Annotated in this window: 15 protein-coding genes; 10 read left to right on the forward strand and 5 right to left on the reverse strand. The window is 69.9% G+C overall.

The window, feature by feature from the left end; translation table 11 throughout:
• The first annotated feature begins 48 nt into the window (after positions 1-48).
• The 7 genes from VFH59_RS02985 to VFH59_RS03015 all read left to right on the forward strand — a co-directional run bounded on the left by VFH59_RS02985 (position 49) and on the right by VFH59_RS03015 (position 4,327).
• Positions 49-600: a hypothetical protein gene (locus VFH59_RS02985; protein WP_325163400.1), complete on the forward strand. Its 552-nt coding sequence runs from the start codon at positions 49-51 to the stop codon at positions 598-600.
• Between the two features lie 60 nt (positions 601-660).
• Complete coding sequence (locus VFH59_RS02990) at positions 661-1,035, forward strand: YciI family protein (protein WP_325163401.1); 375 nt, start codon at positions 661-663, stop codon at positions 1,033-1,035.
• Positions 1,036-1,349: 314 nt separating this feature from the next.
• A complete protein-coding gene (locus VFH59_RS02995) occupies positions 1,350-1,502 on the forward strand; it encodes a DUF3309 family protein (protein WP_325163413.1) in 153 nt (50 codons plus the stop codon).
• A 79-nt stretch (positions 1,503-1,581) separates the two neighbouring features.
• Complete coding sequence (locus tag VFH59_RS03000; RefSeq protein WP_325163402.1) at positions 1,582-2,313, forward strand: HAD family hydrolase; 732 nt, start codon at positions 1,582-1,584, stop codon at positions 2,311-2,313.
• A gap of 1 nt (position 2,314) precedes the next feature.
• Complete coding sequence (locus VFH59_RS03005) at positions 2,315-2,791, forward strand: putative toxin-antitoxin system toxin component, PIN family (RefSeq protein ID WP_325163403.1); 477 nt, start codon at positions 2,315-2,317, stop codon at positions 2,789-2,791.
• Complete coding sequence (locus VFH59_RS03010) at positions 2,785-2,973, forward strand: CPXCG motif-containing cysteine-rich protein (protein ID WP_325163404.1); 189 nt, start codon at positions 2,785-2,787, stop codon at positions 2,971-2,973. Before VFH59_RS03005 ends, VFH59_RS03010 begins: the two co-directional genes overlap by 7 nt.
• 292 nt (positions 2,974-3,265) lie before the next feature.
• Complete coding sequence (locus tag VFH59_RS03015) at positions 3,266-4,327, forward strand: acyltransferase (protein ID WP_325163405.1); 1,062 nt, start codon at positions 3,266-3,268, stop codon at positions 4,325-4,327.
• Positions 4,328-4,379: 52 nt separating this feature from the next.
• Here VFH59_RS03015 and VFH59_RS03020 read toward each other — a convergent pair whose 3' ends face one another.
• Positions 4,380-5,018, reverse strand: a complete 639-nt coding sequence (locus VFH59_RS03020) for a nicotinamidase (protein WP_325163406.1) — start codon at positions 5,016-5,018, stop codon at positions 4,380-4,382.
• A 97-nt stretch (positions 5,019-5,115) separates the two neighbouring features.
• Between VFH59_RS03020 and VFH59_RS03025 the strand changes: the two genes are divergently transcribed.
• Complete coding sequence (locus VFH59_RS03025) at positions 5,116-5,484, forward strand: hypothetical protein (protein WP_325163407.1); 369 nt, start codon at positions 5,116-5,118, stop codon at positions 5,482-5,484.
• Between the two features lie 36 nt (positions 5,485-5,520).
• Here the strand turns inward: VFH59_RS03025 and VFH59_RS03030 are convergent, their stop codons facing one another.
• From VFH59_RS03030 to VFH59_RS03040, 3 genes are all read right to left on the reverse strand, one after another.
• Positions 5,521-6,924, reverse strand: coding sequence for an FAD/NAD(P)-binding protein (locus VFH59_RS03030; protein WP_325163408.1), 1,404 nt, complete (start codon positions 6,922-6,924; stop codon positions 5,521-5,523).
• Between the two features lie 22 nt (positions 6,925-6,946).
• Positions 6,947-7,495 carry a cysteine dioxygenase gene (locus VFH59_RS03035; RefSeq protein ID WP_325163409.1) on the reverse strand — a complete coding sequence of 183 codons (549 nt, stop codon included), beginning with the start codon at positions 7,493-7,495 and terminating at the stop codon, positions 6,947-6,949.
• A gap of 109 nt (positions 7,496-7,604) precedes the next feature.
• Entirely contained in the window at positions 7,605-8,264 is a 660-nt protein-coding gene (locus tag VFH59_RS03040) for an energy transducer TonB (RefSeq protein ID WP_325163410.1), read from the reverse strand.
• Between the two features lie 175 nt (positions 8,265-8,439).
• Between VFH59_RS03040 and VFH59_RS03045 the strand changes: the two genes are divergently transcribed.
• Both VFH59_RS03045 and trhA read left to right on the forward strand, forming a co-directional pair.
• Positions 8,440-8,874, forward strand: a complete 435-nt coding sequence (locus VFH59_RS03045) for a hypothetical protein (protein WP_325163414.1) — start codon at positions 8,440-8,442, stop codon at positions 8,872-8,874.
• 101 nt (positions 8,875-8,975) lie between these two features.
• Entirely contained in the window at positions 8,976-9,641 is a 666-nt protein-coding gene (gene trhA / locus VFH59_RS03050; protein WP_325163411.1) for a PAQR family membrane homeostasis protein TrhA, read from the forward strand.
• Positions 9,642-9,964: 323 nt separating this feature from the next.
• On the opposite strand, the gene VFH59_RS03055 is transcribed toward trhA, so the two are convergent.
• A partial coding sequence (locus tag VFH59_RS03055; RefSeq protein ID WP_325163412.1) for a DUF885 domain-containing protein occupies positions 9,965-10,982 on the reverse strand: 1,018 nt, incomplete at its 5' end.

The following is a 10,982-nucleotide window of genomic DNA, read 5'->3' on the forward strand; positions in this document are numbered from 1 at the left end:
CGTCTATGATCGCCCGGCCGCGACGTGCGGTGGGGGGGAGAAGCATCGATGAGGCATTTCCAGGTAGCGCTGGTGCTCGGCGGCCTGCTGCTGGCCGGCTGTTCGTCGCACGATCCGGCCGATGCCACCGCCGGCGCGCCCGGCCCGGACACGCCCGCGGTCGCCGACCAGCCGCTGGCCCTGTGCCAGCTGATGCCGGTCGCCGACGTGGCGGGCATCCTCGAGGCCAACGGCGCGGACACGGTCACCACGCAGACGCCCGGCGCCGGCGGCATGTGCTCCTACCTGCACCAGCCGCAGCCGGGCGACTACCGCACCCGGCTGCTGATCGACCTCACCCGCATGGCCTCGCCCGAGCAGGCGCAGCAGGCCCTGGCCGCGCACCGGCAGGACTTCACCGACCGGGGCATCGCCGTGACCCCGGTGCCTGGGCTGGGCGAGGAGGCGTTCCTCGCCGAGACCGAGGGTGCCGCCGGGCTCAAGCTGCGCGTCGGGGCCTACCAGGGCCAGATCAACCTGCGCGTGGAGGATCGTGAGCCGGCCTCGCTGCGCCCGGCGGTGCTGGCGCTGGGCAGGCAGGTGGCCGCGCGCCTGCACTGAGGCTGCATCGACCGACGGGCCCGGCCATAATCGGCCAGACCCCACCGGCGGAGGCCGCCCATGAAGTTCCTGATGATGGTGTATGTCGACGACGCCCTGCTGCAGGCACTGCCGGAGGGCGAGTTCGACATGCTGATGCGCGGCTGCCTGGCCCATGCCGACGAGTTGCGCGCGGACGGCTGCGTGCTCGACTCGCAGCAGCTGGAGCCGCCCTCGACCGCCCGCTCGTTCCGCGTGCGCCAGCAGCGCACCACCGTGTTCGACGGGCCGTTCGCCGAAACCAAGGAATACCTGGCTGGCTTCAACCTGATCGAGGCGGACGACCTGGACCACGCCATGCGCATTGCCCAGGCGTTTCCCTGGGCGCGCATCGGCGCCATCGAGGTGCGCCCGGTGCGCGACATGGACGCGGTGCGCGAGCGCGTCGGCGCCTGAGTCGGCACCAAAAAAAGGCCGCGCCCTGCACGGGCGCGGCCAGAAGAAAAACCGAACCCACTGCCATGCGGATCGGATGCCGGCGGCGGAGGGACCGCGACGGCAGGTGCACGATAGGTCGCCGTCGTCTCAGGAATTCGGACGCCCCCGGCCGGCCATCTCATCCGTCCTTGGCGCCTGCTTCACCCGCCCGGAACCTTCTCCCGCAGCGAACAGGCGCCTGCACGTTTCCCGCTCAGCCGACTCACACCCCCTAAACAGGTGTGGCGTGCACGATGGCAAGCACCCTCAACGGCCGCAAGGAGTAATTCATGCTGATTACCATCCTGGTCATCCTGGTGATCCTGGCGCTGCTCGGCCTCCCGACCTGGGGCTACTCGCGCTCGTGGGGCTACGGTCCCAGCGGTGGCCTGGGCCTGATCATCGTGATCGTGATCGTGCTCTGGCTGCTGGGCGTGTTCCGCTGACGAGGCGGGTTGCCACCCGGGCGATCCGCATGTGCGCCGTGCGTGGGAGAATGGACGACTCCCACCACGGCGCACACCCATGCTGGAACTGATCGGATTCGACGGCGACGACACCCTCTGGCACAGCGAGGGTTACTACCAGGCAGCGGGCGCCGAGTTCCAGGCCATCCTCGCCCGCTACGTCGACGTCACCGACAGCCATGTGCAGGCGGGCATGCTGTCCACCGAGCGGCGCAACCTGGCGCTGTTCGGCTACGGCGCCAAGGGCATGACCCTGTCGATGGTCGAAACCGCCATTGCCATGACCGACGCACGCATCGAGGCGCGCGACATCCATCGCATCGTGCAGTTGGGCAAGACGGTGCTCGAGCACCCGGTCGAACTGCTGCCCGGCATCCGCGAGGCGGTCGAGGCGGTGGCGGCGCGGCACGCGATCGTACTGATCACCAAGGGCGACCTGTTCCACCAGGAAAAGAAGGTCGCCCGGTCGGGCCTGTCGGACCTGTTCCACCGCATCGAGATCGTCTCGGAAAAGAACGAGGCGACCTATCGCCGCGTGCTGGGCGAGTTCGACCTGGCACCGGCGCAGTTCGCGATGGTCGGCAATTCGTTGCGTTCGGACATCGAGCCGGTGCTGGCGCTGGGCGGCTGGGGCGTGCACATGCCCTATCACGTGACCTGGGCGCACGAACTGGAAACGGGGCTGAGCGGCGAGGAGGAGCACCTGGTCAACGTGGACGGTCCCGCCGGCATCCCGGCCGCGGTGGCGCGCCTGGGCGAGCGGGCCGCGGCAGCCCTCGCGGCGCGTTGAGGTGAACGCGGTGCCGCCGCGCGTGGTGCTGGATACCAACGTCTGCCTGGACCTGTTCGTGTTCGCCGATCCGCGCTGCGCGGACCTGGCCGCCGCACTCTTCGCGGGCGAGGTCGAGGCGGTGACCAGCGCGGACTGCCACGACGAATGGCTGGCCGTGCTGGAGTACCCGCGGGTCGCGCTGGACGCGTCCGTGCGCGGGCCTGCCATGCGCGATTTCGACGCACGCGTGCGCGTGCTGCCGGCAACGGCGGCGGCCATCGCACTGCCGCGCTGCGCCGACCCCGACGACCAGAAATTCGTGGTGCTGGCCGCCGCGGCGGGCGCGCGCTGGCTGCTCAGCCGCGACAACGCCCTGCTCAGGCTGGGCCGGCGCACGTTGCGCGATGCCGGCTTCGCCATCCTCACGCCGGAGCAATGGTCGATCGCGTGGAATGCCGGGCGAGTGCCGCTACCGGAGCCAGGTAACCCATGCTGACCCCCGCTGGCGTCTCCTGCCCCTACTGCGGCGAACCGATCGAACTGCTGCTTGACGGCTCGGCAGGCGAGCAGGCCTATATCGAGGACTGCCCCGTGTGCTGCCGGCCGATCGGCGTCCACGTCAGCGTAGGCGAGGACGGCGAGCCGCGCGCGACCGTGTCGGGCGAGGACGAGGCCTGAGGCCCGTCGTCAGGGGGCGCCTGAACCCACCTCTCCGGGGAAAGGTAAACGAAGGTGGAGCGCTTGCCGCGGGCCCAGGGATGCTCTGCGGAGCTACGTGCGTCTTCCTGTTTCCACGAATCCAAGCCACTTAGGCCCGCCTTGGCTGGAGCCCGTCCTCACGCTACCTCGCATGCAGAGGTAGCGCCCCGGTTGATGCAGCACACCCCGGCATGGCGCGGGCCACAACGCTACACCCGCTTTGATCCTGCAAGCAGCCACACCATACTTGTGGGCCAGCAGGAGGAAACGGATGTCCGTTCGAACGAGTCATTTCAGGAACGCGGAAGGCATCCGGGGTCTGGCTTGCCTGATCGTGCTGGCGGTCCATTGCAGCGGCATGTTCTTCCCGGCTACCGGTGCGTACCTCGGCGGCGTCGGGAAGATCGGGGTATGGCTGTTCTTCGTGTTGAGTGCGTTCCTCCTCACCAACCACCTCCTCCTCGGATCCATCGACCGCAGGCGCCTGGCGGATTATGCGGTTGCGCGCTTTTTGCGCATCGTGCCTCTCTATCTCCTGGCGGTGGTGGCATATCGATTCCTCGGCACTGCCGGCATCAACAACTCGGAGAAGCTCTTTCAGGCGGCGACCTTGCAACGAGGGTTTGTGCACCTGTGGACCATCCCCGTGGAATGCAAGTTCTACGTCCTGCTGGCTGTGTTGATCATTCCTCTGGCCCTCGCCTACCGCAGAATCGGGCCCGCCTGGAGCTTTGTAGCGGTCGCTGCGACGGCGGCAGCGTTCGCTGCCCTTTTCCCATTCAGTGCTACGCCCGGAAACTCGGTGTCGCTGTGGTGGTACGTCCCGTGCTTCCTGACCGGCGTCGCCGCCGCGGTCATCTATCCCACGTTGCCGAGTACGGGCCAGGGAATGTGCACGGTTGCCAACGTCCTGGTGATCGGCGCCCTGGTGCTCTCGACCAACTTCTTCCGCTCACTCATCGGGGGCCCCGCCGAGCCGCAGTGGCTCTCCAACAAGTTCATTCCCATAGGCCTGGCTTGGGCCGGGCTGCTGGTGCTCAATGTCGATCGGGGCGGCGCGTGGTCGAAATTCTGGAATGCGGTGCCGCTGCAGCGGGTGGGCCGCTGGAGCTACCCGATCTACCTGTTTCATTGGCTCATTCTTCAGCTGCTTGCGCATCGGCATCGAGGTGATGCGACGGTGGCAGCCATTGCGTTGGCGAGTTCCGTCGCCATCGGCGCAGCGATGAACTGGATCGTGGAACGGCCGCTGATGGCTGCGCGACGCAGATACGCCGAGCGAGTCGAGCGCAGGAGCAGGGCGTCTGTCTGCCTTGCCCAGGAGTCCCGCTGAGCACCAAACGACCAGGTGCGGGCCAGCCGCCTGCAGCAAGCTCCCTTCGCCCTCACCCCGGTGGGTGGGAGCCACGCGCCGAGGCCAGTGCGGCCCGGGTGGCCTCATCGGTATCCGGCGTCACCGGCCGCGTCAGCTCCCACAGCATGTGCGCGCGGAAGCCCGACGCCAGCGCGTCCTGCACCGTCCACAGCACGCATACATCGCGTGCCAGCCCGCACACGTGCACCTCGGCCACACCGCGCTCGCGCAGCCAGCCGGCCAGGCCGGTCGGCGGCCGGGTGCCATCGGGGCCGTGGTTCTCGCGGAACGCGCTGTAGGAGTCGACCGCAGGGTCGGCGCCCTTGCGCACGATCAGGTCCAGCGGCGACCAGTCGATCGCCGGGTGCAGCGCGGCGCCGGAGGTGCCGGCCACGCAGTGCAGCGGCCACAGCGTCTGCGGCTGCCCATGCAGGGTGATCTGCGCGAACGGGGCCTGGTCCGGATGGTTGGGGGCGAACGAGGCGTGCCCGCGCGGGTGCCAGTCCTGCGTGGCGATCACGTGGCGGTAGCGGTGTGCGCGCAGCAGTGCGTCGATGCCGGGCACGATCGCGTCGCCCTCGTGGCAGGCCAGCGGGCCGCCGGGCATGAAGTCCGGTTGCACATCGACGACGATCAGGGCGGTATCGGGCGGGTAGGGCGTGGGACTCATCCGGCGCAGTGTAGTGGGCCGCCCGACCCATGGGCAGGAGAGGCCCGGCCTGGCATCCGCACCTGCATAATGGCCGCTCGACCACTGGCGGACGGCGATGCACTACGACCAATCCTGGATGGGCTACGGCTGGGTCGGCGGCCTGCAGGCGGGCCTGATCGCGGCCGGCGCCGGCGCGTTGCTCTTGCTGCTGTTCCGGTGGCGCACCCGCCAGGCCTGGAGCCACGGCGCGCAGATGGCGTGGGCGTATGTGCTGGGCGTCGCCCTCGCCGGCAGCGGCGACCTGGCCGACCTGTTCTACTTCAACTACGCACGCCTGCAGTCGGTGCAACTGCTGCGCGCGAAGCTGGCCGGCGTGCACGACCCCGACGGGCTGGGCACGCGCGTGCTGTGTGAGCTGGCGGGCGTGGCGGTCGGCATCGGCCTCGCATGGATGGCCAGCGAGTGGGTGGCGCGGCGCCGATAGCACACAGGCTTCGGCCCATCGATACAGGGTCTGGCCCTAGCCGACCTGCGAGGCAAGCATCCGGCGTGCCGGTGCGGCGGCCGGCTCCAGCAGACGGGCAGCCAGCATTCGCGCCTGCAACCGGATCTCCGGCATCGCGATCGACTCGTAGCGCGCCCCGCGCAGCAGGCTGCCGATGCCGAACAGGCGCGGCCAGGGCGTGCCGTCGTGGCACAGGCGGCCGTCCGGCGTGGCCTGGCAGCCCAGGCCGAGCGGATCGGGAGTGACGTGGCCGTTGGTGACCATCTGGCGCATCAGCGGGTGCGCCGTGTTGCGCACGTCGGTATCCAGGCCGACGGTCTGGATCGCCAGGTCGGCGGGCAGCCGCGTGCAGGCGCCGGCATGCCATGTCTCCAGTTCCACGCGTCCCTGCTGCGGCCAGGCGCCGGTGACGCGACCGCGCATCCGCCGCAATCGTCCCTCGCGCTCGAGCGCCAGCACCTGCTGCTCGACCTGCGGCGGCATGCGGTGCCGCGCGCGCTCCCAGGCCCAGCGCGCATGTCGCAGGAAGCGCGCGCGTTCGGTCAGGGGCAACGCTTCCCACAGTCCGGGCGTATAGGGACGCAGGCTGTCGATGACCACGCGCCAGTCGTCGCCGGCGGCGATCGCCTCGCGCAGCAGGCGCAGCCAGCGGCGCACCTCGGGAGCGTCATGCATCGCGTCGACCAGCGCACCACCGTCGTCGTCCGGCACGGTCGACACCGGCAGGTGCGCCGCCGGCAGCCGGCCGTGGCGGGAAACTGCGGTGAAATGCGCGTCGGGCCACCGGCCGGCCAGTTCCAGCAACACGTCCACGGCGGTCAGGCCGAGGCCGACCAGGACCACCTCGCGCGGGGCGGTGTCGGGCCGGGCCTGCGTCAGCAGTGCCCAGGGATCGAGGACGTAGCGGCCCTGCGCCAGCAGCGACGGGTCGATGCCGGCGAGCGGCCGTACCGGCAGCGCACCGATGGCCAGCACCGCGGCATCGACGCGACTGGCGCTTTCGCCCTGGATCACCGTGACGCCATCGATCTCGGGCACCAGCGCATCGGCCGGGAATGGCACCACGCGCACGTCGACCCCGCGGCCGCGCGATTGCGCCAGCGCGTGCGCCGCCTCGTCCTCCAGGTAGTCGCCGTACAGCCGCCGCGGCAGGAAATCGGTGCCGGCGACCTGTGGATCGGTGCGCTGGGCGAAATCCAGGAAGCCGCGCGGCCGGCGCGAGAACATGCCCATCGTGGCGGCGCGGACGTTGAGCAGGTGGCGTGGCGACGTCGTGCCGTAGGCGATGCCGCGCCCGGGGTGGGCTTCGCCACCGGTATACCAGTCCAGGTGCAGCGGCTGGCTGGCACGGTCGACCAGCTCGCTGAGCAGGGCGACGGCGGCGGCGCCGCCGCCGATGATGGCGACCCGTCGAAACATGGCGGCTCTCCGGCGCCGGGCTTCAGCCCGGCAGCGGTCCGGCGATGGCCGGCCGCGAGGTGGGCATCCGTTGCCGGGTGGAGGGGGGCGCGGCGTACGCCAGGCCGGAACCTGGTGCGCCGCCGAAGATATGCAGGCTGAGCGCCGCCTCGCGCCCGGAAAGGTTGCGGCAGCGGTGCAGGCGCGACTGGTCGGCGTCGAACCACAGGGCGTCGCCCGGGCCGAGCCAGTGGCGTCCATGCGCGAGCGGTTCACCGCCATCGCTCTGGCGGCGCCACGCTTCGATTTGCAGCGCGCCGTGCAAGGGGATTTCCAGGCCCCAGCGCGCGCCGTGGTCGTGCAGCGCGGAGACATGGTTGGCCGGCCAGGCGATCAGCAGCAGCTGCAACTGCTGGCTACCGGTGCGCAGCGGCCGGATCCGCGGGCCGACGAGGGTGCCGGCACGGGCGGCGAGCGCGTCCAGGCCGTCGGCGTGGATGCGGACCGCGCTGCCCAGCTCGCGGGCCAGGGCGGCGAGGTCGGGGTGCTCCCCTCGGCAGTGCGCCAGCGCGATCTGACGCAGCGCCTTCAAGCTTTGCCTGTGGTTTGCCATGGCAGGACCGTACGAAGAACGGCGCCCAGTGGAGCATGGGCGCCGTTAAGCACTCGTAACCCTTGAGTGCGCGATGATGGACGGCTTTTTAGAGCCGGCGCAGCTCGAAGCTCACCGGAATTCGGGCCCAGGCGCGTACCGCGTGGCCATCCACGCCGGCCGGCTGGAAGCGCCAGCCCGCGAGCACCTGCTCGCGCGCACTGCGATCGAGCAGCGCATACCCGCTGCTTCGCTCGACGATTACCTTTACCGGCTTGCCCTCTTCATCCACCAGCACGCGTAGCAGCACGGTGCCGTGCATGTGCTGGCGGATCGCCTGGGGTGGAAACACCAGCGGTGCGCTGCGGTAGGCCAGGCTGGCTTCGACCGGTTCGCCCGGCGCCATGGCCGGAGTGGCATCGGGCGCGGTCGGGGCGATCATCGGCAGATGGACCGGCGGCGCCGCCATCCTGCCTTCGTCGCTGATGTGCAGCGTGCTGGCCAGGGGCGTCTGGAGGTGCACCGGCGTGTGCCGGGTCACCCGCGGCACGGTGGGCAGCGGGGATGTTTCGGCGGGCTTGGGCTTGGGCGGGATGAATCGCGCGCTCAGCGCCGGCGCCTCCAGGCGGGGCAGCGCCAGCGGCGGCAGCGGCCGGGTGGCGGCGAGGAACACGGTCAGGTTGATGGCCATCGCCGCGCTCAGTGCGCCGATGCGGACCAGGTCGGGATGGGCGTGCGTGCGGGATGAAGCCAGGGTTGCGGATGACATGGGCGATCCTCCTGTGCTTGCGGCGCAGGCACGCTGCATGGGCAGAGGGAATCGTGCCGGCGCGGTCCCAGCCTAGGCCTGCCGTTCGCCGGCACGCAAGCATTCCCGCCGCCGCGCTCTTGCCGCACAATCGCCCCGTTGCGGCCGCGGGGGCCGCCGGGAGGCAATCATGACGATGTGGAAACAACTGGGCGCGTTGACGTTGCTGGCGGGCGGACTGGCGCTGTTGCCGGGCCCGGCGCGCGCCGGCGAGATCTCCTGCAAGATGACCTTCTCGCTCTCCGGCTGGTCGGTCTTCTACAAGACCGCCAAGGGCAGCGGCACGGTCCACTGCAGCAATGGCCAGACGATGCACGTGAAGCTGCGCGCCAAGGGCGGCGGGCTGACCTTCGGCAAGACCCGTATCGACAACGGCATCGGCAAGTTCACCGGCGTCTACGACATCCACGAGGTGCTCGGCCACTACGCCAACGCCGAGGCCCACGCCGGCGCGGTCAAGTCGGCCGGCGCGCAGGCGCTGACCAAGGGCAACGTCGGCCTGGCACTCAGCGGCAAGGGCGAGGGCTGGAACCTGGGCGTGGCGTTCGGGGCGTTCATCATCGAGAAGTAGGTCCGTTTCGGGAACTGGACGTCTAGACGTCCGTCGCAAAAACGATACGTGCGGGTATGGTACGGTGGTCGCCCGGTCCGTCCGAGCCAGGAGCCCCTGCCATGCCCGCGCCTTCCGTCGTGCGTCCGCCGCGTTACCGCTTCGGCGACGAACTGGCCAGCACGCTGATCCACGGCATCGGCATCCTGCTCAGCATCGGCGGACTGGCGACCCTGGTGGCGTTCGCCGCAGTGCGTGGCGAGGCCCGCACGGTGGTGGCCAGTGCGGTGTTCGGTACCACGCTGATCCTGCTGTACACCGCTTCGACCCTGTATCACGCGATTCCGGGCGAACTGCCGCGACGGGTGCTGCGGACGCTGGACCACATCGCGATCTTCCTGCTGATCGCAGGCACCTATACCCCGTTCACCCTGATCGTGCTGCCGGGCGCGTGGGGCTGGAGCCTGTTCGGCACGATCTGGGCCCTGGCGCTGGCCGGCAGTGCGCTGGAGCTGGGCTTGTTGCGGCGGATCCGCACGCGCGGACTGGCGGTGTCGATCTACGTGGCGATGGGCTGGGTGGCACTGGTCGCGTTCGAGCCCTTGCGTGCGCACCTGGCGCCCGGTGGGCTGGCACTGCTGATCGCCGGCGGCGCGACCTACACGCTGGGCGTGCCGTTCTACCTGTGCCGGCGGCTGCCCTTCCACCACGCGGTGTGGCACGGCTTCGTGCTGGGCGGCAGCGTGCTGCACTACCTGGCCGTGCTGCTCTACGTCATCCCCGCCTGAGCGCTTCGCTTCAGTGCCTCTCCCTTTCGGGGCGTGGGCCGGGATGAGGGGGCGGGGCTGGCCTGAAACCCTGCTGAGAAAAGGCTTCGGACGCCTTTGGCGCCCGGCTCACTGCCTCTTGCCTGCCCCCGATGACGCCGCCCTGCGGGGCCGCGAGCAGGGCGGTTTTTTTCGATGCCCGCCGAAAAACCCGCCGGCGTCCCAGCCGGCTGCTCCGCCATCCGTCCGCGGCCATGGGATCCTTGCGCAAAGCAGCGCGCTTCCCTGCGCGCCATGGCTTCGCCGCTGGGCGGGGAAACCGTTTCCTTCGAACGGTTGCGCGTTTACTTCTTCTGCTTCTGCTGCGGGATGAACTGCGTGTGCACCGCTTCGGCCAGCTGTGCCGGCGGGAGCAGGCCCTGCCCGATCACGAAGTCGTTGAATGCCTTGCGGTCGAACTTGTCGCCCAGCGCCAGTTCGGTTTCCAGGCGCAGCTGCTGCAGGCGCAGGTAGCCATAGAAGTAGGCGGTGGCCTGGCCCGGGCTGTTGAAGGTGTAGCGATCGAGTTCCTGCCGCGCCATCGCCTCGGACAGGCCGACGTCGTGGGTGAGCACGTCATGCGCGCGCTCGCGCGTGATCAGGCCCAGGTTGAGCATCGGGTCCAGGTAGGCGCGGGCGGCACGCTGCAGGCGCGCCTGCAGGGCGGCGAACTGTCCGGCCGGCGGCTCGTAGGGGAGCATCTCCGACTCGGCGTACAGCGCCCAGCCTTCCACGTTCACGCTGTTGAAGGCGAACAGGCTGCGCGCCAGCGACACGCCGCGCTCGACCATGGCGGCAAACTGCAGCTCATGGCCGGGACGCCCCTCGTGCGCGGTCAGCGTCCAGGCGGCCGCCTTGTAGGTGAAGTCGTCGTAGGCAAGGCTCTTGTCCTTGCCATTGCCGGGGTTGCCCATGGTCAGCACGAACGTGCCGCGCTCGCCGTGGTTGTTGAGGAACGGCGGCGGGTCCATGTGCGGTGCCGGCACCTGCGCGGCTTCGGCCTCGGAGGCCACGCGCATCTGCATCGCGCGCTTGGGCAGCGTGACGATGCGCTTGTCGCGGATGGTGTCCTCGATGTGCCCGAGCACCTGGTGGTACCAGGGTTCGACCTGGTCGCGGGTGAGCTGCTGCTTCTTCAGCGCCTTGAGCACGTCGCGGTAGTCGGTCGCGTCGATGCCCTCGGCCTTGGCCACCACCGGTGCCAGTGCCTGCATCATGCCGCGCAGTTCCATGAACTCGAGCTCGGCCTGCTTCATCAACTGCTCGGGCGGGATGTCGATGCCGACCTGCTTGAGGTCGTAGGCGTACAGCGGCTCGGGCAGG

This window comes from Frateuria sp., from assembly GCF_035695185.1.
GTDB lineage: Bacteria > Pseudomonadota > Gammaproteobacteria > Xanthomonadales > Rhodanobacteraceae > Frateuria_A.

Bases quoted from the DNA above. Each gene is read 5' to 3' on its own strand.
- VFH59_RS02985 (WP_325163400.1), top strand. From the start codon at position 49: ATGAGGCATTTCCAGGTAGCGCTGGTGCTCGGCGGCCTGCTGCTGGCC.
- VFH59_RS02990 (WP_325163401.1), top strand. From the start codon at position 661: ATGAAGTTCCTGATGATGGTGTATGTCGACGACGCCCTGCTGCAGGCA.
- VFH59_RS03000 (WP_325163402.1), top strand. From the start codon at position 1,582: ATGCTGGAACTGATCGGATTCGACGGCGACGACACCCTCTGGCACAGC.
- VFH59_RS03010 (WP_325163404.1), top strand. From the start codon at position 2,785: ATGCTGACCCCCGCTGGCGTCTCCTGCCCCTACTGCGGCGAACCGATC.
- VFH59_RS03015 (WP_325163405.1), top strand. From the start codon at position 3,266: ATGTCCGTTCGAACGAGTCATTTCAGGAACGCGGAAGGCATCCGGGGT.
- VFH59_RS03020 (WP_325163406.1), bottom strand. From the start codon at position 5,018: ATGAGTCCCACGCCCTACCCGCCCGATACCGCCCTGATCGTCGTCGAT.
- VFH59_RS03025 (WP_325163407.1), top strand. From the start codon at position 5,116: ATGCACTACGACCAATCCTGGATGGGCTACGGCTGGGTCGGCGGCCTG.
- VFH59_RS03030 (WP_325163408.1), bottom strand. From the start codon at position 6,924: ATGTTTCGACGGGTCGCCATCATCGGCGGCGGCGCCGCCGCCGTCGCC.
- VFH59_RS03040 (WP_325163410.1), bottom strand. From the start codon at position 8,264: ATGTCATCCGCAACCCTGGCTTCATCCCGCACGCACGCCCATCCCGAC.
- VFH59_RS03045 (WP_325163414.1), top strand. From the start codon at position 8,440: ATGTGGAAACAACTGGGCGCGTTGACGTTGCTGGCGGGCGGACTGGCG.
- trhA (WP_325163411.1), top strand. From the start codon at position 8,976: ATGCCCGCGCCTTCCGTCGTGCGTCCGCCGCGTTACCGCTTCGGCGAC.